This is a genomic window from Nostoc sp. PCC 7107, from assembly GCF_000316625.1.
Classification (GTDB): domain Bacteria; phylum Cyanobacteriota; class Cyanobacteriia; order Cyanobacteriales; family Nostocaceae; genus Nostoc_B.
Genome location: NC_019676.1, coordinates 3,190,884 through 3,213,905 on the forward strand (window position 1 = coordinate 3,190,884; position 23,022 = coordinate 3,213,905).

General features: G+C 40.9%; 18 protein-coding genes and 3 pseudogenes. 6 read left to right on the plus strand and 15 right to left on the minus strand.

The annotated features are described in order from the left end of the window. The first annotated feature begins 18 nt into the window (after nucleotides 1-18). A complete protein-coding gene (locus NOS7107_RS13625; protein ID WP_015113559.1) occupies nucleotides 19-1,248 on the plus strand; it encodes a DUF4336 domain-containing protein in 1,230 nt (409 codons plus the stop codon). A gap of 14 nt (nucleotides 1,249-1,262) precedes the next feature. On the opposite strand, the gene NOS7107_RS27190 is transcribed toward NOS7107_RS13625, so the two are convergent. After that, nucleotides 1,263-2,729 (minus strand): diguanylate cyclase, encoded by a 1,467-nt coding sequence (locus tag NOS7107_RS27190; RefSeq protein ID WP_015113560.1) that lies wholly within the window; start codon nucleotides 2,727-2,729, stop codon nucleotides 1,263-1,265. Nucleotides 2,730-3,313: 584 nt separating this feature from the next. Then, on the minus strand, nucleotides 3,314-4,711 hold the full coding sequence (locus tag NOS7107_RS13640; RefSeq protein ID WP_015113561.1) for a cobyrinate a,c-diamide synthase: 1,398 nt from the start codon (nucleotides 4,709-4,711) through the stop codon (nucleotides 3,314-3,316). A gap of 129 nt (nucleotides 4,712-4,840) precedes the next feature. Between NOS7107_RS13640 and NOS7107_RS13645 the strand changes: the two genes are divergently transcribed. The 3 genes from NOS7107_RS13645 to NOS7107_RS13655 all read left to right on the plus strand — a co-directional run bounded on the left by NOS7107_RS13645 (nucleotide 4,841) and on the right by NOS7107_RS13655 (nucleotide 6,222). Next, nucleotides 4,841-5,080 carry a type II toxin-antitoxin system HicB family antitoxin gene (locus NOS7107_RS13645; protein WP_015113562.1) on the plus strand — a complete coding sequence of 80 codons (240 nt, stop codon included), beginning with the start codon at nucleotides 4,841-4,843 and terminating at the stop codon, nucleotides 5,078-5,080. Then, nucleotides 5,077-5,310, plus strand: coding sequence for a type II toxin-antitoxin system HicA family toxin (locus NOS7107_RS13650; protein WP_015113563.1), 234 nt, complete (start codon nucleotides 5,077-5,079; stop codon nucleotides 5,308-5,310). The genes NOS7107_RS13645 and NOS7107_RS13650 overlap by 4 nt, the downstream gene beginning before the upstream one ends. 162 nt (nucleotides 5,311-5,472) lie before the next feature. Then, nucleotides 5,473-6,222 (plus strand): DUF1877 family protein, encoded by a 750-nt coding sequence (locus tag NOS7107_RS13655; RefSeq protein WP_015113564.1) that lies wholly within the window; start codon nucleotides 5,473-5,475, stop codon nucleotides 6,220-6,222. A 193-nt stretch (nucleotides 6,223-6,415) separates the two neighbouring features. Here the strand turns inward: NOS7107_RS13655 and opcA are convergent, their stop codons facing one another. The 7 genes from opcA to nrdJ form a co-directional block, all read right to left on the minus strand. Next, complete coding sequence (gene opcA / locus NOS7107_RS13660) at nucleotides 6,416-7,786, minus strand: glucose-6-phosphate dehydrogenase assembly protein OpcA (protein ID WP_015113565.1); 1,371 nt, start codon at nucleotides 7,784-7,786, stop codon at nucleotides 6,416-6,418. Between the two features lie 94 nt (nucleotides 7,787-7,880). Continuing rightward, nucleotides 7,881-9,410, minus strand: coding sequence for a glucose-6-phosphate dehydrogenase (zwf, locus tag NOS7107_RS13665; RefSeq protein WP_015113566.1), 1,530 nt, complete (start codon nucleotides 9,408-9,410; stop codon nucleotides 7,881-7,883). Nucleotides 9,411-9,522: 112 nt separating this feature from the next. After that, on the minus strand, nucleotides 9,523-10,695 hold the full coding sequence (gene tal, locus NOS7107_RS13670) for a transaldolase (RefSeq protein WP_015113567.1): 1,173 nt from the start codon (nucleotides 10,693-10,695) through the stop codon (nucleotides 9,523-9,525). A 318-nt stretch (nucleotides 10,696-11,013) separates the two neighbouring features. Next, the gene (gene fbp, locus NOS7107_RS13675) at nucleotides 11,014-12,063 is read right to left on the minus strand and encodes a class 1 fructose-bisphosphatase (protein ID WP_015113568.1); all 1,050 of its coding nucleotides are present in this window, start codon (nucleotides 12,061-12,063) and stop codon (nucleotides 11,014-11,016) included. Between the two features lie 558 nt (nucleotides 12,064-12,621). Then, nucleotides 12,622-12,921: an RNA-binding protein gene (locus NOS7107_RS13680; RefSeq protein ID WP_015113569.1), complete on the minus strand. Its 300-nt coding sequence runs from the start codon at nucleotides 12,919-12,921 to the stop codon at nucleotides 12,622-12,624. A gap of 501 nt (nucleotides 12,922-13,422) precedes the next feature. Further along, nucleotides 13,423-13,641: a hypothetical protein gene (locus NOS7107_RS13685; RefSeq protein ID WP_015113570.1), complete on the minus strand. Its 219-nt coding sequence runs from the start codon at nucleotides 13,639-13,641 to the stop codon at nucleotides 13,423-13,425. 113 nt (nucleotides 13,642-13,754) lie between these two features. Then, a complete protein-coding gene (gene nrdJ, locus NOS7107_RS13690; RefSeq protein WP_015113571.1) occupies nucleotides 13,755-17,147 on the minus strand; it encodes a ribonucleoside-triphosphate reductase, adenosylcobalamin-dependent in 3,393 nt (1,130 codons plus the stop codon). Nucleotides 17,148-17,271: 124 nt separating this feature from the next. Between nrdJ and NOS7107_RS13695 the strand changes: the two genes are divergently transcribed. Then, nucleotides 17,272-17,853, plus strand: coding sequence for an Npun_F5749 family FMN-dependent PPOX-type flavoprotein (locus tag NOS7107_RS13695; RefSeq protein WP_015113572.1), 582 nt, complete (start codon nucleotides 17,272-17,274; stop codon nucleotides 17,851-17,853). A 189-nt stretch (nucleotides 17,854-18,042) separates the two neighbouring features. Here NOS7107_RS13695 and NOS7107_RS27845 read toward each other — a convergent pair. Together NOS7107_RS27845 and tnpA are read right to left on the minus strand one after the other, a co-directional pair. Beyond that, nucleotides 18,043-18,177: pseudogene (locus tag NOS7107_RS27845) on the minus strand (cyanate hydratase); the annotation flags it as partial. Nucleotides 18,178-18,264: 87 nt separating this feature from the next. After that, nucleotides 18,265-18,672, minus strand: coding sequence for an IS200/IS605 family transposase (tnpA, locus tag NOS7107_RS13700; protein WP_015112402.1), 408 nt, complete (start codon nucleotides 18,670-18,672; stop codon nucleotides 18,265-18,267). 84 nt (nucleotides 18,673-18,756) lie between these two features. On the opposite strand from tnpA, the pseudogene NOS7107_RS13705 reads away from it, so the two are divergent. After that, nucleotides 18,757-20,095 (plus strand): annotated as a pseudogene (locus NOS7107_RS13705) (RNA-guided endonuclease InsQ/TnpB family protein). 6 nt (nucleotides 20,096-20,101) lie between these two features. Here NOS7107_RS13705 and cynS read toward each other — a convergent pair. The 4 genes and pseudogenes from cynS to NOS7107_RS13725 form a co-directional block, all read right to left on the minus strand. Then, a pseudogene (gene cynS, locus NOS7107_RS13710) lies at nucleotides 20,102-20,407 on the minus strand (cyanase); the annotation flags it as partial. Nucleotides 20,408-20,474: 67 nt separating this feature from the next. Then, on the minus strand, nucleotides 20,475-21,023 hold the full coding sequence (locus NOS7107_RS13715) for a murein L,D-transpeptidase family protein (protein ID WP_253274441.1): 549 nt from the start codon (nucleotides 21,021-21,023) through the stop codon (nucleotides 20,475-20,477). Nucleotides 21,024-21,190: 167 nt separating this feature from the next. Beyond that, nucleotides 21,191-21,955 (minus strand): serine O-acetyltransferase, encoded by a 765-nt coding sequence (gene cysE, locus NOS7107_RS13720; RefSeq protein WP_015113574.1) that lies wholly within the window; start codon nucleotides 21,953-21,955, stop codon nucleotides 21,191-21,193. Between the two features lie 123 nt (nucleotides 21,956-22,078). Beyond that, on the minus strand, nucleotides 22,079-22,957 hold the full coding sequence (locus NOS7107_RS13725) for an NAD(P)-dependent oxidoreductase (RefSeq protein ID WP_015113575.1): 879 nt from the start codon (nucleotides 22,955-22,957) through the stop codon (nucleotides 22,079-22,081). Between the last annotated feature and the right edge of the window lie 65 nt (nucleotides 22,958-23,022).

Consider the following 23,022-nt stretch of genomic DNA (forward strand, 5'->3'; position numbering starts at 1 on the left):
GGTCGGAGGGGTCTCAGGGTGGCTCACGATGAACATGCAGTAACGGAACAAATTCATCCAAAAGATATTTCCTGGCCATTTTGGCCGATTGTGCCACTCTACCCCTACAGCAGACGGCGAACAATTCGTCGAGAAGTCATCAAAAATACTGTCTGGACTTTTGACCAATTACAAGGCATTTTTTACGTTGTTGTGCCGATTCGGATGACTGTTGTCAAGCTAGATGCTGGTGGTTTACTGGTATATGCGCCTGTTGCAGCAACAAAAGAATGTATTCAACTTGTTCAAGAATTGGTGGCTGAACATGGGGATATTAAATATATTATTTTGCCAACTATCTCTGGTATCGAACACAAAGTTTTTGTCGGCCCTTTTGCGAGATGCTTTCCTAACGCACAGGTGTTTGTCGCGCCGAATCAATGGAGTTTCCCGCTGAATTTACCATTAAGCTGGTTAGGTCTACCTGCAAAACGCACTCAGGTTTTGCCAGAAGATAGCAGCCAAGCGCCTTTTGCCGATGAGTTTGATTATGAAATATTAAAGACGATTGATTTAGGCCTTGGTAAGTTTACAGAAGTGGCATTTTTTCACAGGCGATCGCACACTTTATTAGTCACAGATGCGGTAGTATCAGTACCAGAAGAACCGCCAGCGATCGTGCAACTTGAACCCTATCCTTTACTATTCCACGCGAAAGAAAGAGGTTCGGATGTTGTTACTAATAATCAACTAAATCGCCGCAAAGGATGGGAACGGATTACACTGCTTGCTTTATACTTTCAACCCAGTGCTTTAAAAGTACCTGCATGGGGTGAAGTATTCCGCGATGCCTTGAAAGCACCAGAACGCTCTATAAAGGCTTATTTTGGGTTATTTCCCTTCAAATGGCAAGATAACTGGCAGATGTCATTTCACGCTTTACGCGGAGATGGGCGTTTGTTTGTTGCACCAGTTTTACAAACTCTCATTCTCAACCGCGCACCCAAAGAAACACTTGATTGGGCGGATAAAGTGGCAAGTTGGAATTTTCAGTGGGTGATTCCCTGTCATTTTGACGCACCAATTAAAGCTCAACCACAGCAATTTCGCCAAGCATTTTCTTTTTTAGAAAAGCAACCAACTGTCAGTACATGTTTGTTTAATAGTAGTAGTTATCCTTTACCAGAGGATGATTTTAAAATTCTCAAAGAAATTGATGCAGGTTTAAATAAGAGTGGAATTGTTCCGCCTGCGAAGGAGAAAATCTAAAAGTTTGTGGAGATTCAAAAGCAAATTTGATTACGCCCGTTTTTCTTAGCTGCTCTGACTTTATCGCTGGCTCGCTGCAAAAAAGACACAAGGTTATTTTCTGCCATTAGTTCAACAACACCAATACTGGTGGTGAGGTGAAACTGATGACCATTATAAGCTGTGATGATTTCTTCACTCAAAGCTAGGCGAATTCTTTCAGCTATTTGACATCCGGTATTGAGGTCAGTATTAGACATGACAATACAAAATTCTTCGCCGCCGTAGCGTGTAACCCAATCTCCTGCTCGGATATGAGTTGTAAATATTTTTGCAGCAGTTTTTAAAGCTTGATCACCAGTAGGAAAACCATAGTTGCGATTCACTTCACCGAAATTATCTAAATCGAGGAGCAAGATTGTTAGTCGTTGCTGATATTTATGATATTTTTCGATCTCACGGGCTAGTAATCTATCGAGATAACGGCGATTAAATACTTCAGTTAAGCCATCATGCTCTGCTTCTATGCGATATTTATTGGCTAAACGACTGGCTTTCAGTACCATTTCACTAATCATTCGTTCCGCAGTGACACGAATGCGATGCTCAAAGTCAGTGATTAGTTTATCTTGACCAGAAGCATCAGCGATCGCTTCAAATTCTTCAGAGGTGACAACGCGGTTACGTCCCTTTTGCTTGGCCGCATAGATACATTGATTGATTTCTTGCCATAATTGCTCAACGGAAGAATGTCCTGACATCGCAACTACTCCTAATGAAGCTGTTAGATGCACAGAAGATGTCTCATTCAGCTTGAATTCATGAGTTTCGATCTGCGTTCTGAGAAATTCGGCAAAAGCTTTTCCTTGCTCCATACCACCACCCATACAAATCACAAATTTATCACCGCCTGTCCGAGCGACGATACTAGCTCCTAGTGAGTACTTTTGGAGAATTTGTCCAATCTCTTGTAATATCTGATCTCCGACAACATGACCATAGCGATCGTTAATAAACTTAAAACGATCAATATCTAAGTGAATTAAAGATAAAGGTTCTACTTCTTCTTTAGATGTTAAAAGCTTGATGGCATAATCGTTAAATTTGCGAAAATTAGCAATTCCAGTTAACTTATCAAGACTAAATAAATGCTTTTGCTGATTATGCCAAATACTGCGCTGTAAACGTAAACCTATTTGCTGATTAATGGCATCGATTTTACAGGTTTCATCTCCTGCTTCTAACCAGCAAAGAACAGCAGCTTCTTGCTCAATTGTCTCTATCAATACTACTATTGGTAAACCAACAGTAGTATACATATATTTGACTTGCTCTAAATTTTCAAAAGCCTTGATATCGAGTACAATAACATCAAAGTCTTGCTCAAATAAAGTTGAAATATCAACTTGCATCCACTCAAAATTGAGGGGAACATTTATTGGTTGAGGCAAATCTAGTGAACTACACCACGCAACTCGAATTGCTTTCACCTGTTCATTCATGAATTTCCAACTTTAGTAACCGACAAAAGTATATGGTTAACTTAAAGTTTAACAAGTAAATTCAGTAGTCTGTGAGCAACATTCTTTGACTAAGAAATTAAGTTTTTCTAAGTGAAGTTACTAACAGGGAAATTGCTGGTTATGATGCAATCAGGACTTACGCAAAAATAACGTAACTCCGTCATTACGTAGGCGTTAGCCTTACCGTAGGGTACAATAGCGACGTCATCCCCCCTGAAGCTGGGATTGCTTCCCTACACTTCGTTCCGGTCGCAATGACACTATCGGCGTTGCGTAAGTCCTAGCAATTACTAAAACTTGTATTTCTATCCCATTCATTCAGTATAAATTTGACGAGATTTTAAGCCAGCTATAGCAATATTAAATAAGTCATATAAAATACAGATCAGGAAACGAACTAACACCATTTTGAATTATGGAAGGGTTTATTAATCAGCGGTTCAGAACTCCATCTGTCGCAATCATTTTCCAAGTTGTTATAAACTGATGTTCTTGCGCCACTAGCAAATTCAGATCCTTCTAAATTCATTTATGCCAAAGATAAAAAATTTTCTCTAAAATGGTCAAGTCATCACATTGCCGTAGCACACCCTATTAGACTGACATTGTTGAATAAATCGCTGGGGAATTTCTATACTAGCACCCCAATGCAAGTGTATATATGAAGCGTGAAGATTAACGGATAAATTCCAGCCTTCAAAGCCCATATTTTCATCACAATCGTAGCGGTAAGTTTCAAATAATGGCTGATGAGAATTGGTGCTTAAACTTGAGCGATGAAACTCATGTCCGTAAATATTTGTCCCGGCATTGACTAACAAACTATCTTGTAATGCTATCGCCCGACGATAACCCAAAGTTAAACGTCCACCCATGCAGGCAGATGTGGGGATTATTCCTACCATTGGGTAAGTTTTACCCTCAAAATCGATGATTTCTGCACACAAATACATCAATCCGCCACATTCGGCAATTGTGGGCATACCTTGAAGAATCGCTGTTTTTACTGCTTGTAAAACATTGGTATTTTTAGTTAATTGTTCAGCAAAAACTTCTGGAAAACCACCGCCAAAATACATTCCCTGAATATTTGGCGGTAATTCTGAGTCTGCTAGAGGACTCCAAAAAACTAACTCTGCACCTAATTGTTGGAGTATATCGAGATTATCTTGATAATAAAAATTAAAAGCGCGATCGCGTGCAACCGCAATCCTGATTTTAGTTAGTGCTGTTAGCGGTAGCGGGGCGTTCAGTCTGTGCTGAGTTTTTAATAAAGGTAATAAACTTTGCCAGTCAAAGCAATTATCACCTAAATCAGCTAGACGTTCTACCACAGCATCCAGTTCGCTAATTTCGCCTGTGGGGACTAAACCGAGATGGCGGTCAGGAATTGTAATGTTATCTTGACGACGCAATACACCAAGAATCGGTAACTGTAGAGATTGTAGAGCATCTTTGAGAAGAGAGAGATGGCGATCGCTGCCGACGCGATTGAGGACTAAACCAGCTATCTTAATTTTAGGGTCAAAGGAACAATAACCGTGAGCGATCGCCGCCACAGAACCCGATAACCGACTGCAATCAATTACCAACACCACAGGTAAATCAAGTAACTGTGCAATATGCGCCGTACTAGCAAAAGTGAATGGGTGTAAACTAGCTTCTTCCCCACTCCCCATCACCCCATCAAACAACCCCATTACCCCTTCAACCAAAGCATATTCACTTGTTTGGTGATGTTTAGCAAAACATTGCTGAACGTAAACTTCACTAGTCAGCACTGGGTCTAAGTTGCGACAAGCAAGACCAGTCACATACTGATGAAACATTGGGTCAATATAGTCTGGCCCGACCTTGAAAGATTGCACCTGACCACCACGACGACATAAAGATGCTAAAAGAGCGAGTGTAACTGTTGTCTTACCCACCCCGCTACGTTCGCCAGCAATTACTAAAGCCATTGAAAAAAACTACTGTGTACTATATTGTTTAACTTGCGATCGTACTGTTTTTATCAATATTTAAAAGCGGTTATTATAAAATTCAGCATAAGCTAAAAGTAGCTCAATCACTCATGAGTTAAAAACATAATGCAGAATCACAGCAAACAGATTTACAATTATACCGTTATTTTAGAAAAAGAATCAGATGGAGGTTATCACGCATTTTGTCCTGCCTTAAAAGGCTGTCATTCTCAAGGAGATTCTTTTGAAGAAACGATTGAGAATATTACAGAAGCTATGGAATTATATATTGAAAGTTTAAAAGCTGATAATCAACCTATTCCCAAAGAAGATTTAATTGTTAAGCCTTTGAGTATACTAGTATGAGTAATTTTCCTAGTGTCAAAGCGAAGGATTTTATTAAGGTTGCCGAACAATTAAGCTTTTATTTTGACCGTCAAAAGGGGAGTCATGCTATTTACAAAAATAGTCAAGGACATAGGGTTGTAATTCCTATCCATGCTGGAAAAGACATAAAACAAGGAACTTTAATGGGTATGATTCAGGATATAGGCATTGACAAGGATACTTTCTTTGAGTTGCTAGGAAAATTATAGTATCATGTAAAGTCTATAATGAGGTAATAACATAAATTTTATTTGTGTTTCTCAACAGTTGATTGTTTATCCAAAACCCACAAAAATATCTGTCTAACTTTAATCAAATATTAGCGATCGCACTTAATTATAATTAAATGTTAATCAATTTCAAAATCATTTATGGGAATAACAGGTAAAATAAAACAAATTTCTTCATCAACCTTGGATTTATTTATCAAAGACCCATATCTTGTTGATGCTTTTTTCTATGCTAATTTGGTGCCAGAATCGGCTTTCTGGGAAAGAGTGTCTTATTGGACTGGTGAATCTACTGGCAAAACAAAACAAAACCCTATATTAAAATTTTGGAATAAGTTTACAGCTAGAAATAAACAGTTAAAATACACATACAACTGGCAAAAAATAAGAGGAAAGTTTCTTGCTGAGTGGGAAAAACCTGAACTTTATTTAGATAAATCTTGGCAAGAATTGACATTTTTGCTAGGAGGTTACATTGCCGCTTATTACTCTACCCCTCAAGGCAAAATCCCCGAATTAATAGTAGAAAAAGGATACAAAAAAGATTTTTTACCATTTCTAGTCATCAAAAATTCCCAGTGGGATGGTAAGCCTTTAGTGAATGCCTTTGGTGCTGGTAAAGATATCGGTTATGAAACAGGATATGGCCCAGTTAGATATCTGCAAGCAGGTGATGAAGTTGGTCAAATTCTGGATGGGTTACTAGAACTTTCTCAAGAAGGTTTTGAAAATCGTTTTATGCTAGAGTCGCAAAAGCCCAACCCTGTACCCTGGATTGATTTTTCAGAAGAAGAAATGCTTGATTGGATGGTAGATTACTACAATGAAATAGTTGATTACTATGAAGATACTGTTAGACAACAAAAGGCACTCCTGCTTTATTTGACGTAACTGCACATTAAAACATCAGAGAAAATTTTTTAATCCAATCTCAGCGAACCTTTGCGCCAACCTCCGCGCACCTTTGCGTTAAAGAAAGCTAGTATTTCCTGACAGCTTGAGGCTCAAAAATTGCCTCTGTATTAAAAAAAGCCCCCCATTATGAAAATTGGAAGGCTTTTTGGAGAAATTAGCTGAGATGAATCTAACCCTTAAGTGAAGGTTTCACAGTTTGGGCAATAATTCCCAAGCTATCTTCAAACAGAGTCTCACGTCCCCAGCGTTGTACTTGCTGACTCAACAGTGCTTCCGCTTTTTGTTCAGAAAGTGAACTCACTTGTTGGAATAAACCAGCAGATTGAGCGCCCCCGTGGGTTTCCATCCGCATACAACCGCCAGTCTCCGAGCAGATAACTGTGCTACATTCAGCTTTGGTATTAGTTGAACTCAGACGTAAAGCAATCAAGTCACCGGGAATATCACCAACATCAGCAACCGGAACTCCTGCTAACTCGGCTTCTATTTGTTTTTGGTCTTGAGCCACAAAGCGAATCCGAATGATATCGTAATCATTGCTTTCCTTTTGATAGGAAATCGGCATCCAATCTAAGCGACTAGCCAACCAACCTAAAAATAGTAGTGCTTGGGCAGGGTTGCCTTTTTCATAGTCAATTGTGACGCGGTCAATGTCCTTTAAGGCGGCGCGACGATTGGGGGGGTCGTAAGCTTCTGCTGTCAATTCTTGCCATGCTGCTAAACGCCGCCAATTCAAATCAGCCAAGGGTATGTTAGTTTCGACTAACTCTTGTAAGCTGAGTAAATCGCTTTCTGGTTCGTTAAAGTTGCAAGAATCAACTATGACGTTATTGCAAACGGCAGCCAAGCGCTTAAATAATGGGTTGTTGGGGTCGGGAGTAGCTTTCCACCACAGGAACTTCGGCAGACCACCAATTAGTAATGCGGGAATCATCCCCCCAATTCTTTCTAAAGCCGAGGCTGTACCAGAAAGGGTGATATATTCGCAACAAACTAGAGTGCTAGAAGATTGCTTTTGAATTGGGCAGTAAGCAGAAACTTGTGCTTTTACCCCTTCATCTTCGCCTGCGATGGGACATAAGGCAATGATGCGACAGGGGTTGCGTAAAGCAATTTCATCAGCAATTCTGGGGCTGGTGACACTAACGTTATAGGAACCATTACCATTTTCCGCAACGGCTCCATTACCTTGGCGTTTGGTGTATTCTTCCCGCAATTTTGCCAAAGTTTCTGTTGTAGCCGTGCCAGTTTCTAGCAGTTCATATTTTTGTTGTGCTAACCGCAGTGCTATATCCGTCTGTGGCCCTAAAATCCCGTCAATGGGGCCATTATAAAATCCCAGAGATGCCAAAAGATACTGAGTTTCTTCTGGTTCGTACACCACTAAGGTAAAAGTTGTAGCACGAGTAGCCGCAGGTAGCGCACCATCTTCACCAGTGATGCCATAACTTTGCCAAATTTGATTCAGTTCCGCTTCGATTTCATTCAGCGAAATGTCCTTGGGGGCTTGGAGTGAAAAAATGGTAGGAGCTTGGGTCATAGCTTTTGAAGTATGAAGTATGAATTAGGAAGTATGAAGTATGAAGTATGAAGTATGAAAAAATTTCAGACTTTGGCCTTCAGACTTCAGACTTTTAGAGTCTGCGCCAGCGACGGCCGTCTTGGTTAATCAACAATTCGGCTTCTGCGGGTTCCCAAGTACCTGCTTCGTAATGGGGAATAATTGCTGGGTCTGTAGGTGCATCCCAAACAGAAAGCGCGGGGGTGACTATTTGCCAAGCTGCTTCCACTTCATCGGCCCGTGTGAACAATGTTTGGTCGCCCATCATGCAATCTAAGAAGAGGCGATCGTAGGCATCAGAAGTGCCGGAAATCCCAAAGGAACCGTAACTAAAGTCCATATCTACAGAACGGGTGCGGAATTCTGCCCCTGGCATTTTCACATCAAAGCGCAAAGAAATTCCTTCGTTGGGTTGAATCCGCATTGCCAATACGTTGGCATTTCTTTGTTGGGCGGCGGATTGGAACATCCTAGAAGGAACATCGCGGAAATGAATCGAAATTTCGCTGACTTTTTTCGGCATCCGTTTGCCAGTCCGCAAATAGAAAGGTACACCTTGCCAACGCCAGTTATCCACCATGAATTTCATGGCTACATAAGTGGGTGTACCGGACTTGGGATCAACACCTGGTTCTTCGTGGTATCCTGGCACTGGTTGTCCTTTCATCCAACCAGCACTGTATTGACCGCGAATAGCGGAACGGGACAAATTGTGGATATCTGCTAGGCGAGTTGCTTGGAGTACTTTAACTTTTTCTGTGCGGATACTGTTAGCATCCATTGAGTTGGGTGCTTCCATGGCCGTCAAGCAGTAAAGTTGCATTAAGTGGTTTTGCAACATATCTCGGAGTGCGCCGGCTTTTTCATAATACCCAGCCCGGTCTTCTACCCCTACAGTTTCAGCAACGGTAATTTGTACGTGATCAACGAACTGACGGTTCCATAAAGGTTCAAAAATCGCGTTGGCAAAGCGGAACACGAGCAAGTTTTGAACGGTTTCTTTACCTAAGTAGTGGTCAATGCGATAGACTTGATTTTCTTTACAATACTTCTGCACAATCAAGTTGAGGCTCTGAGCAGAAGCCAAGTCTCGACCAAAGGGTTTTTCAATTACTAGGCGGTGTTTTTCTGGATTGTCCAGCATTCCGCCTTCCCCTAGTTGCTTGATGGCTTCGGGGAAAAAGTTGGGAGCGACGGAAAGGTAGAACATATGATTGCCGCGTGTTCCCCGTTTTTCGTCTAATTCGTTTAATAGGGTTTTGAGTTTTTGGTAACTTTCTGGGTTATCTATATCACCAGGACAATAGAACAAACCCTGGGAAAAGTCTTGCCAAAGTTCTTCTAGTTCCACACCACCATGTGCTTCTTCCATGCCTTTACGCATTTGTTCACGGAAGTAGTCGTGGCTCCATTCCCGCCGGGCCACACCAACAATCGTGATTTCTGGTGGAACCCGCCGTTCTCGCCGCAGTTTGTATAATGCTGGAACTAGTTTGCGCCAGGTAAGATCACCAGAAGCGCCAAAGATAACTATAATTTGGGGTTCGGGCATCCCTTGCTGTTGCAGACCAACGCGCAAGGGATTTTCTAGCAGACTGACCATAACAATTTTTTGATCTTGGAGTTGAGATTTGGATGGGTAGAAATTAAGAGTAAAAAGGTAAAAGACTATATTTCTTTTTACTTTTGCCTTTTTACTTTTTACTTCTTAGACCCTACACAGGTGACAATAGCTTGACTTTGTTTTCTAAAGAGTTCATCAAGGACTTGAAAGGTTGGACAAATTTATCAATACCTTCCACTAACAGTTCATCCATTACGGTATTGATATCAATGTTTATGTCTGGATCTTTCAAGCTTTCAATAAGTTGATAAGCTTCATGAACTTTGGTTTCCACGCGATCGCCTACATCGCAGTGGTCAACACAAGCTGCTATTGTCGAGGGTGGTAAGGTGTTAACGGTATCGCGGCCAATTAACTCATCAACATACATCACGTCGCTATAGTCTGGGTCTTTGGTGCTAGTACTAGCCCAAAGTAACCGCTGGACTTTTGCCCCTTTAGCTGCTAAGAGTTGCCACTGTTCGCTTTCAATAATTTTTTTGTATTCTTGATAAGCTATTTTGGCATTAGCGATCGCTACTTTGCCTTTTACGGCTCTGAGTTTGGCTTCTAAGTTAATATCATCAACGCCACGGTGCAATTTAGCATCGATTTTTGCGTCAATGTTACTATCAATGCGACTGAGAAAAAAGCTGGCTACAGAAGCAATTTTGCTAATGTCTTTTTCCTCAGTCAGGCGTTTTTCTAAACCTCGAATATAAGCCCAAGCTGTATTGATGTAGCTTTGTACAGAAAATAACAAAGTAACATTGACGTTAATTCCATCGGCTATTACTTGTTCTACGGCTGGTAAACCTGATTCTGTACCGGGAATTTTAATCATGATATTTTCCCGGCCAATTTCTTGAAAATAACGGCGGGCTTCATTGATGGTGGCTTGAGTATCATGAGCAATGGTTGGCGGTACTTCTATACTCACATAACCATCAACTCCATTCGAGGCTTCATATACAGGGTGCAGAATATCAGCAGCGTTACGAATATCTGCAAAAAATAAAGATTCGTAAATTTTGTAGGTTGGTAATTTAGCGCGAACTCCTGCTTCTATGTCCGCATCATAAATCGCATTGTTGGGGTAGGCGCTTTGCGACTTGTCGCCAGACATCGCTTTTTCAAAAATTGCTGGGTTCGAGGTGATCCCGGAGATTCCTTGATTTTCTACCAAGTTTTTCAATTCCCCTGATTGAATCATGTCCCGCGTCAAATTATCCATCCAGATACTTTGACCGTATTGTTGAATCTCCTGTAGATGATTGGTGGCCATAGCTTAGTTCCCTCCGTTTAATGATGTCTCCAAGTGAACTTGGCAATCCATCCTGTGATGGTGACTTTTGCATTTTGGCTTTGCCAATCACTTATCGCATCGACCAGCTGAAATAATCTATCACTACTTCATCCGCACTGTAGTAGTGATATTTTCTCTTCCTCATCCCAAGCAGACACTAGTAAAGCAAGATAAAAATAACTTCACGCTAAGGAATAGTTAAAAGTTAATGGCCAATTGTCATTAGTCAATTGTTATCGGTAAATAAAATTTATTTTTGACTTTTGACTTTTGACTTTTGACTTTTGACTTTTAATACTAGTGACCGTTTTGAATAAAAGACTCAACTTTTGCCACAGACTCTTTACTACCAATAATCAAAGGTGTGCGTTGATGGAGTTTTTTCGGCACCACATCTAAAATATCTACTAGTCCTGTGGTAGCACGACCGCCTGCTTGTTCAATCAAAAAAGCCAGAGGAGCCGATTCATAAAGTAAGCGTAATTTACCTTCTGGCTTTTGAATTGTACCTGGGTAGAGAAATACACCGCCTTGAACCAGAATTCTATGGATATCGCTCACCATTGCACCACTATAGCGAGCAGAGTAACCCTCTGTACGATGGACATACCGAACATATTCTCTAAATGACTCTTCCCACTGCCAGAAATTTCCTTCATTCACACTGTAAACAGAACCTTGGTCAGGAATCCGAATATTTTCTTCGGTGAGGATAAACTCTCCCAAGCTGGGATCAAGCGTAAATGAATGCACCCCTCTACCTATACTATAAACCAGCATAGTACTTGGCCCATATAGTATGTATCCAGCGGCAATTTGCTTACGTCCATTAGTAAGTAAATCGGTAGCTAAACCATCAGCGTCGTCTCCTTCTTGTTGGCGAATCGCAAAAATGGAACCTAAGCTGAGATTGGTATCGGTGTTAGAAGAACCATCTATTGGGTCATACAACAAGGTGTAACGACCTATAGGACAGTTTTCTGGGATGTAATAAGGGTCGTCCATTTCTTCAGAAGCTAGGCGACAAACTAAACCACTTTGCTTAAATACCGAGATAAAAACATCATTGGCATAAACATCCATCTTTTTGACGGATTCTCCTTGGACATTCACATCCCCGGTAAATCCGAGAACGCCTTCCATTAACCCTGCACGGCTAAGATGACGGGCAATTAATTTACCTGCAAGGGCGATGCGATTCATCAGCGCACTCAAATCCTGAGCATCAGGAGAAAAGCTTTGAAGTTGCTGAAGAACATGACGGGATAAAGTTGTACAATCACGATCTAAACTTTTATCTGTATGATCGTCGATTGGCAACTCTAGAGATTCTGGCGCTTTAGCCATTTTTGCATTCTCCCTAGGGACTGGTTGATAGTTAGGTTGGTAAAGTCATGGGTAGCAACTAATAGCTGCTGCTTCTATCTTAGAAAGGTAAGTTGATAACCTTGATGTGGCTTTAGATAAACTAAAGAAATGGATAAGTTTTTGCTGAATTTCCCAAGGCAAAAAAGTGTTGTTGCCGATTGAAGCGTAGAGTTAAAACGGCTTATGGTTAGATATCGCCTTGAGAATCACTGAACAAGGTAAATTTACTAACCGGATCTGTTCCACAATCTTCAACTCAGTCGCGCCAAGTTCAAGGTTGGTAATATCACCCCAGAACCACCTAAGCCCTAAAAAACCGACTGCTTGTGAGATTAGTCTGTAGCTCACAACAGCCGGCTATAGTTGTGTTCGATTGTTTAATACTTACCGCAATTTGTAACCAAGTGAGCTACGGAATGATCTTCAGCCTGGAGTACTGTTGGCTTTTAACTCCGCTAATTGTGCTGAGTTAACTTTGGCTAAGAAAATTCTTGCTTAACAGTAAAACAATTTGCTATTGTTGTTATCTGTTTGAATTTAAATTTCTTGTTTTTTCGCCCAATCACCTCGCCGATTATCATCTAGTCGGTTATCCTCTCGCGGTTTTGCTTTATTAACTCTGAGTTGCCGACCCATCCATTCGGCACCATCTAACTCAGTGATAGCTGCATTTTCTTGAGCGTCTTCTTCCATTTCCACAAAAGCAAAACCTCGCATCCGCCCTGTTTCACGATCAGTAGGTAAGACAACTCTTTTGACCTCGCCGTAGTCTGCAAATACTGCTTTTAAATCTGCTTCAGTAGCGCGGTAGGAGAGATTTCCAACGTAAATAGTCATGTGGGATCACGTAATTGTCAACAAACAGCGATTAGTTCAGCGAAAAAACAGAGATCAACAAACTACAAATCTTGCGTCGCCGCTTTTGATTTATTTTTATTGATGACGAGCGTTGTGGCGCAGCAATCATAGTGCTGGCGTGACTTCAACTAAACTCTCTATAAGGCTGAACTTACACTTACGCTCATATAATAACTGATTGCGACATTTTTCAAAGTATGGGATATTACAATCCCAAATAATAAGAAATAAGCCGAACTTATAGATTTTTGAGATAAAAAGCTGATTGTGTTAAGATAGTTTAATAGTTCCGCAAAGTATTTTAGTAGTTTTTACTGAAATAAAGCATTTATTTATACATTAAAATTAGTAATCTTGGGATTACTGCTAGTTTGACAAACTTTGCTAAAAACAAAAAATTTACCTGCAACCTTGCTGAATCTGCGAGAGTAAGAGTTGCAGGTAAAAAGCCATTAATTTGATGGAAAATCAGCAGCAAATTTATTCAATTGAAATTGTCTGCGGGCCTGTGGCTTTACCATTATTCACTTCGGTTGTGGAAGTGGGGTAGCTAGTAATACCTATATGTTGATCTAGCCAACTTTTCACAGGATCATCTTTCAGATTAAGTCGCAGCACTCCAGAGAAAAAACCACCAAGAAATGAGACTGGGTGATGAGTTAATTCTTTAAATATTGGTGACAATTCATCAAGAAACATGAAAAATCTCCTGGCCGTGCCATAAACAATTATTACTTTTTTATCAATAGTAACGAAAAGTATGGAGGATGAAGTATAAATTTCAGACTTCATACTTCATCCTTCAGAATTTCCTAGTTGGGTAGTTGATCTGGAAACATACACTTGTCAGAATCACAACCGCTAGGGCCTGCTTCTGTTAACTCACCGGAGTCATAGCGACTGAGGACAGCGCAGAAATCATCGGTTTTGCGTCGCGCCAACACTTCTTGAGATAAACGCTCATAAGTTGCTTTGTCTATTGGCTCAAATGGGAGACGGGGGAATGATTGTAAATCGTCAAATCGTGCCAATAGTGCGGCGGAAATGTAACCCTCATCATTTTGGATGGCTTCGTAAATGCGCTGTCCTAATGGTTCCACTTCATCAGCGCGTAGTTCTAGGGTTGCCGATGTATTGTGGGTAACGTAATGACGCTGCACTTGCATGACAAAATCAAATTGGGCTAAGACAGAAAACTTAGATACATCAATTTGATCAGCACCAGGTACATCAGCCCAAGGTACAGCAACAGGGATTTCCACCAACCATTCACTCACGCGGGGATCAAAGGGATCGTTTAATAAATTACCGTTTTCATCCTTATCAGCTTGGGAGGGAATGACATTATAGCCGTAGTCAATACAAGCTAAGGCTACTGGGTCATTTTTGCGGAAAGTGATGCGGCGAATAAATCTTTGGGCTTTGGGTGGATGCCAACCAGAACTAGCACCAGATAATAGAGCTTTAGTGCCACTGGGTTGGACTGTAGTACAACGATTAGGACGTTTGAGGTTATGGCGATCGCAATAATCCCACACTGCCTTTTGTACTACTTCTCTCCAAAAGCTGAGATATTTTTCTTCTTGGTGCTTAAATGCTAACCCTTGGGATGTTGCAGGTCTACCTTCTGCCCACCAGTGCAACCAGTCCACACCAAAAGCATGGACAAAGAAATCAAATAAGCCAGTAAAAGAAACACCGACAATTGGGTCTAATTCCCGACTATATTGATAGCGCGGTTCCAAAAATTGATGATTGAGAAGTGTGGCTACAGATAACGCCCCAGCAGTGAAAGCTTCCTCTTGTTCTTTGTAATCAAATGGGTCAATTTGATTGAGATGAATCTCTGAAAGATTGCAGTGGAAGTTACTACCAATAATTTCCCCACAGTTGTGAGTAATACAACCGTTAGCAATGAAAGAATGAGTTAAGGGTACATGGAGATCATAGACAGGTTCTTCACCACATTCTTCTACACTTTTAACTTTGGAAGAAAACCTATTACTGACTACAGTTTCACCATAAATTCTTAACGGCTTTTTGTTTACAAGTTTTTCTAGCCGTTCTTGCTTTTCAGATGTTAAAGGAAAACCAACTAATTGCCAATATTTTCTAGCTTCGCTTCCTGAATAGATGATTAGTCGCCAGCTACCTCGATTTTGACTAATTTTTTGTGTTCCATCTTTCAACTTATATGGAACACCTGGGTCTCCTGGCTGTTGTTTGATTATTAAACTACTTTTAATTCCCAGGTTAAGCAGAATTAATTGAATTTGTTGAAGGAGTTTTCTTGAACGGTTACGTAGTTCAACATTTCTACCTTTAACATTTACGCAACCATCAGCGCAAAACAAGCCTTGTAAAAAGCCAATAATTACCTCTTGTGACTCAGATAAAAATCTATCTGGTAAACATTCTTTAGACTGTACGCCTAATTTGTTCAGGAAAGCTCTCATTAAAAGTGATCCACTATGAAATGTGTATACACCTTTGATAAAACTAGGCTGATGGTTATACCCTGTCAAAGATTGTACGGCAGAGGTCAGTACAGGAAAAGCAGTTTCATACTCTTTTTGATTGATATAGAATACTACATCTAATCCTTTAGCTCCTTTGTAAATTGAACCATCGCCGTACAACCAACCCAGCATTTGTGCTTGTTCAACAGTAATTGTACTTTCACCAAAGTGACCGGTTCCTTTCTGAATATAAATATGATGCTCAGAAGTTAAGTCTTTGGTAGCAACCCATCCTTTATTAGTGAAATGCTCGTGATCAGCAGTGCATCTCATTTGCTGACCATTTGCTAAGGTAATAACATAAGTATTTTGTACTCCTGTAGGAAAAGCGATCGCATCAGTTAATCTAACTCCATCTAATCCTACAGAACGCAAATCAACTAATGCTTGAAATGGTTTTCCAACTAAATCTTTAATCGGAATTAGCCCCTGATTAGTAGATACTAAAGTATCACCTGCATGACAAGGATTTAAGCCGTATCTACCTAAACGATGTTCTAATTCTTTAGCATCAATTTCTGGGTAGCGTTGTTGTAACCAATCTTTAGAAATTCCTTGGTCGTAAGCCTTCAAAAAATCAACTTTTAAGGCTTGTGTTGTTAACAAATCACAGTTAGATCTGGCTACAGCTTCCCCAGCCCATTGAATCGCGCCTTCGCCACTGTAATATTGTTTACGGACGGCTTCAATTGACTCTTGTAGGGTTGGTTTATGGTGAAATACTCTACTATGGTTCGCCATACGTAGAGAGTCACGTTCAGGATCAATCCGCCAGTTGCCGTTTTCGTCTTGTTGCCATAAGTTATCTTTGGCTGTAGCCCCGAGTTCATCGTCAGCAGTGAATTGACGTATCCCCGCACTTCTTCGGATATTACCTGCAACAATTGTTACTGCGGCTTCATCAATTAATAAGCAGCACTCTACAGAATTTAATTGTCTGCCTAGGGCTTTATTTAAGATTCCAGCACAACGTTGATACAATCCTGGTAATTTTACAGGATTGGCAACACCGCCAAAACCGTTGAGGGTTTCCCCGGCTTGACGGACATCACTGATATCAACAAATACTGCGACATCACCTGTAAATCTTTCGTCTGTGGAGAGTTCCAACAGAGTTTGATAAGATGCAACCCAACCTTCACGGCTATCACCAACATGAATGGTAACGCGGTTGCCTTCTATATGGGTTTGTGTAAATTCACGACGTAAGTTTTTCGGAGTGCTGCCAATTTCGCCTTGTACTGTGACATGAAGGCGATTGCGGATAGGAGGAAGTTGATTAATATATTGGGGTTCGATGATGGCTCCTGTACCGCAGCCCATCATAGCCAAGTCCATCATTAAACCGAAGGCTTTCCAGTCTTGGAGATTGGTAGAAGTGCAATTATATCCACCAGAAAAGTTCTTGGGTTTGGTAATCCAATTTGTACCGCCTACCCACAGCCAACGGCCACTAGGTAAAGCTTTGAGTTGGCGTTGTGTTTTTTCGAGGAGGGCAATTTCTTCTGAGTTGAGTTTACCTAATTCGATTAAGCCTTGGATAGTGCGATCGCACACTTCATCGTAAGATTCTCTCAGCCCTACCCCAGTCCGCCGGCTGTAAGTCCTAAAAAATACAGGATTGGCTGCTGGCGCGGTTTCGGGAAATTTAACACCCTGACGTTTTCTTTCAAGCTCTCGAACCATAATCAAGTCGTGTTGCTTTTGAATAGATTATGACTATACGCCAAGTAAGTTGAGGATAAAAGATTGCAAAATTTTCCACTTTGCGCTACTTCTGTAGCTGTACTCATTGCAACGAAAGTATACAATGTCTCTTGCTCCTTGGCGGGGTGCGATCGCTCACGCCTTACATCGCAACCGTAGTCTGGTTTATGCTCGTTACTTACAATTGGCTACAATCCGCGCAGATCATCACCCGGCTAATCGGACTGTTGTCTTTCGGGACTTTCTTCAAGATACCAATCAGCTAAAATTTATTACTGATACTCGTAGCGATAAGATTGATCAAATAAAAAGTCAACCTTGGGCGGAAGCTTGCTGGTACTTCCCCAATACACGGGAACAGTTTCGCATTGCCGGGCGTTTGATATTGGTTGATAGTCATGATGATTCTGGACTACAATCAGCCCGCCTTGCTACTTGGCAAGCACTGAGCGATGCAGCACGGTTACAATTTGCTTGGCCTCATTCTGGTAAGCCTAGAGACACAGCACCAGCAGCTTTTACACCACCAGCACCCGATTCTTTACAACCAGTATCAAATTTTTGTTTACTATTACTTGATCCCGTACAGGTTGATCATTTAGAGTTGCGCGGCGAACCACAAAATAGAAGGATTTATCAACTTGGGGAAAATCAAGAATGGCGTTGTGAGGAAGTTAATCCTTGAGAAGAGGCTGTAAAACAAGGCAAAAGTAAAAAGTCAAAAGTAAAAAGGAAGAATAGTTATACCATAAGCTTTTTAGCAATTCCAAATGGTCACTGAGCGTAGTCGAAGTGTGATCTGTTTATTTATGCCGAACTGTACTACTAGGAACTAGAGGTTAGTATTTTTTTACTCAGCACTCAGCACTTTCTCTCACCATTTTTTATAGGGTAAGAATTTACCATTCATGGTGACTTTAACGCGATCGCCTTTGGGGTCTTCTACTTTTTCGATATCTAAAGTAAAATCAATTGCACTCATAATCCCATCACCAAATTTTTCTTGAACGTATCGCGGCAGTCCCTACCCTCAACTCTTAGTAGGGTAGGGATCGGAGCGGGTTATTGGAACGAAGTGGAAATAACCAATCCATATTTATTCGGTCGGTGCATCTTGCTCTTTAATATATTGCCTAAGTTGATCAATCGGTGCGCCGCCACTTGACGCTACATAATACGAGCTAGACCAAAACAAAGGTTTCCAGTAAAACTTTTCAATATGCTCCTTAAATTCTTTACGAATGACCCTACTACTAGCAGATTTTAAACTAGAGGTAAAGTCAGAAATATTGTTGTCTGGGTGATAGTCCACCAGTAAATGTACATGGTCTTCTTCACCTGAGAATTCAACCAAAATGCAATTAGTTTTAATGCAAATATTTGCAAAAATCTCGTGCATCCTCTCAAGGATTGGTGCGGTAATTACTTTTTTACGATACTTAGTAATAAAAACGAAATGTAAGTGAATAGAAAAAACAGCGTGTGACCCTTTACGAGAAAGCATTTGACAAGTAGCCGTGTCCGTTGTATTCTGATTAATATACCAGATTTTTGGAGGAAACAAAAACAGCCTGTGGCAACAAGACGAATGACTTTTCGGTTATACCCAAACGAGAAAACTGAATTAATTTTGCGGTATCACCGAAAGCTCCACAAGGACTTGTACAATGCCGCAGTAAATAACAGATTTAACCAGTACAAAATCTATAATCACAAAGTTGATTATTTTGAGCAACAGAATTGTTTGCCAGCATTTAAAGATGTTTGGGTAGAGTACAAAGAACTTCCCAGCCATGCACTGCAAGCAACATTAAAACGTGTTGATTTTGCATTTGAGCGTTGGTTTAAAGGGCTAGGTAAGCGTCCGAGATTTAAGTCAATTAGACATTATTCAGGATGGACTTATCCAGACTGTGCAGGTTTTAAAGTAGAATCTGAAGGCGAAAACGGATATCTCAATCTGTCTAAAATTGGACGTATTCAGATGCGGGGGCAGGCTTTGGGTTGGGGTAAATCAACTACTTGCACTATCGTTTATCGCAATAGTAAATGGTACGCATCTATTACTGTTGATGTGCTAGACCAAGCATTAAAGCCTAAAGTTCTACCAGTTGGTGCAATTGGTATTGACTTAGGTTGTAAAGCAGCATTATCAATTACGGATGGAGAGAATCATCAACAAATCGATGCTCCTAAGTTTTTGAGAAATGCTGAACAGAAAAATCAAAAAAGCTTCTAAGGAGAAGAGGCGTAAACGCGCACCAAATAGAAACAAAAAAATTAAAGCTTCTAGACGATATAAAAAAGCCCAATCAAAGGTTACTAAGCTAGTTCGTAAAGTTGGTAATCAAAGACAAAACTGGGTACATCAAGTAGCAGCAGAAATTGTAAGCGGTAATAGCTTCGTTGCGACTGAAAAACTAGAAGTAAAAAACATGACTAGTAAAGCAAAGAAAGGCAAGCGTAAAAAGCAAAAAGCAGGACTGAATAAGTCAATACTAGATGTTGCTTTTGGAATGCTTCGCAATACCATCAAGTACAAAGTTGAGCAAATTGGTGGTGTATTTGTAGAAGTTCCAACGAAGAAAGTAAAGCCTAGTCAAACCTGTCCGAAGTGTGGTCATCAACATAAAAAAACTCTTGATATTCGAGTTCATAATTGTGTTGTTTGCGGATACGTGCAGGATAGGGATATTGCTGCTGCCGAAGTAATGCTTTATTGGTCTAAAGGTACTCTACCGGGGTTAGGAACTAGCCTCGTAGTCGCAGAGTCGCCTAGCTCTCCCACATCTACTGGTAAGCGTAAGCAATCTGGATCGATGAGGCAACTAGGGGCGAAGAAGCGACAAAAATCTACAGAAAAACTCGCTAAAAACGAACTGGGGGATGTAGAAACCCACAGTTCAGGCGAAGCCAATTGTGGGTAGTTCATTAACTTCTTTGATGGGGAAACCGTAAACTTGCATGATTTCGTAGAAGCGGTAAATTAAGGGATCGGTGGGGACAATGGGGCCTAAGCCTTTGGTGGGATAGCTAATTAGTTCTGCGACATCTTCGGAATCAAGCCCTAACACATCAGCGAGTTTTTGGGCCTCTTCTAAGGAAGCTGTAGCTTGACGATAAAATAAAGCGGCAATCCAGACTTCATCGCGTCCTAAAATTTGTTCTAAGTCTGCAAAGCTGAATCCTTTGACTTTTTTGGCAGCAAGCAGCTTTTGAGTTAAGGGTGGAATTGACATAGTACACTCTGATAAGTCTGCTGGACAAGGAATAGTATACTTTGCCACGGCAATCTGTCAGTTTAGCTTAAGGTAAAATTTCAACGACTGTACCTTTTTCTACCCATTGATACAGTTCATCGACATCTTTATTTTTTAAGGAAGGACAACCCCAAGTCCAATTTGTGCGATCGTCAATCATTTTATCTGCACCTGTAGGCACACCATGTATACCCACTTGTCCACCAACGGGAATAGACCAAGGTAGTTTACCATCAGCCTTGGCTTGAAAATGCTTGCGCCAAGATTGGGTATTGGGATAGTCTAACCAGATGAACTTTGACCATTGCGGGTGGGGATAAAGGTCTTTAATTTTTAAGATACCTTCTGGAGTTTTTTTATCACCTTCACCATACTTATCACCTGTAGAGTTACCACCAAAAACTACTGGGTAAGATTTGACTGGTTTGCGGTCATAGTAAAGTGTTAACCTGTGTTGAGATTTCTCAATCAAAATAGAGATTTTATTTTTGTTGTTATTTTGGCTGATTAATTGTTCAATTGATTGGTCGTAATTTAATAATTGATTTGCTGCTATGGGGGTATGAAAATTTTGCTCAGGCTGGCAATTTTTCATACATAAAATTTGCGGAAGTTGTTGTATCGGAGGGATAAACCCCAAGCGAACTAATAGTAAATAAAGTAAAGAGCCACTGATTAGTAGTAATAGGATAGTTATAATCTGCTGACGATGCTGAGGAATTTTTGTCAGAGGCTCTAGCTTCATCACTTTAGTTAGATAATTTAAATCCCTGCGCCATCAAGGAATTCTTGAATTGCTTTATCTCTGAGGCTACATAAAGGCGCTTGTGGTTGTGGTTGTGGTTCGTTGGCGGCTATAGCACCAACTAAAACAGGAGTTTTCGCAGCAGGTTGGAGGTTTTGTATGGTTTGGATTTGTTGTTCTAGTGCTTCAATGCGATCGACTAAAGCGCGAATTACTTCCGCTTCGGAGTCGGGTAAGTTGCTGTGTTCTAAAGGTGCAACTCTGACTCCAGAACGATAAACAATCCGACCGGGAATGCCAACAACTGTACAATCAGAAGGCACATCTCTGAGAACGACTGAACCAGCGCCAATACGGACGTTATTCCCAACTTGAATATTGCCCAATACCTTTGCACCAGCGCCTACTACGACATTTTCACCGACTGTAGGGTGGCGTTTACCGCTTTGTTTACCAGTACCGCCTAAAGTGACACCTTGATAAATCAAAGCATAGTCACCAACGATCGCAGTTTCACCAATTACTACACCCATCCCGTGGTCAATGAATACTCCTTGACCAATAGTTGCGCCTGGGTGAATTTCGATACCTGTTAAAAATCGAGATAGGTGAGAAATGAAGCGGGGAAAAAAGGGAAGACCTAGATGATGTAGCCAATGTGCCAGTCGATGGAAAATTAGGGCTTGCAAGCCAGGGTAACAAACCAAGACCTCTAGCCAGTTACGGGCGGCTGGATCACGTTCAAAGATGATGCGAAAATCGGCACGTAAAGTAGATAGCACGCAGTAGTACCCTCGGAAAGCAGAACGAGCTACCCTACCATATTATCTTTTTCAGTGCTTGCTTGATAGAGTGCTGAGTTGTCAGCAAGATATTCTCTCTTGTTCCCCTTCCCAAATAAGTATTTACTCAGCGCTGGAATCTCCCCATTCTTTAATAGCTGAAAATACTGATGAATAATCATCATTAGCAAATGACATTTTCATGGCTGTATGCAAAATGTGTCGCACAGATTCAATACTGCCAAGATCTAAACCTAAAGCTTTGGCTTCTGAGATGAACAAATCGGTATCTTTGAATAAATGTTTGGTGGGAAAATTAGGGTTAGCATAGTTTTCCTCTAACATTCGTTGCAGCTTTTTATCAAAGGTAGGTGCATAAAGAGAACTTGCGCGTAGAACTTGCATAAAAGACTCGATATTGACACCTTGACGCTGCAAAAAAGCCAAACTTAGGGCAAAGCTAGTGGTCATAGAAGCAATTAATTGATTGAGGGCTAATTTTAACGCCGATGCTGTCCCTACTGGCCCTACAAGTAAAGGTTCTGAACCAAAATTTTTGAGTAATTGTAAATGGTTTTGGTATTGTGATTGTGTTGCGCCTACCATGACAATTAACTGACCGCTTTTTGCTTCTGGGATGCTTCCTAATACGGGTGCTTCTAAATATTCGCCACCACCACCAACAACAGTATCTCGAATCTCTTGACTTTCTGTGGGTGTAATTGTCCCCATTTGAATGATTGTGCGTCCTTCTAGGGTGCGCCAAGCTGTATCTGAAAGCAAGACTTGATAAATGGCTGCGGCGTTGGTAAGCATCAAAATGATGCAATCAGCCGCACGAATGGCCTGACGAGGATGGGTGGCTATTTCTGCGCCAGCGGCTTGTAATGGGGCTAATTTTTCTGGGGTGCGATTGTAAGCAACTACTTGTATATTGGCTGCTAACAACCTTTGAGCCATTGGTTGTCCCATCAGTCCAGTTCCCAGAAATGCCACCTTCATTTTTCACGTTCCTTTGATAAAGCTTAGGCGTTGGCGTAGCCTCTCTTAGAGAAGCCTGTTGTAGA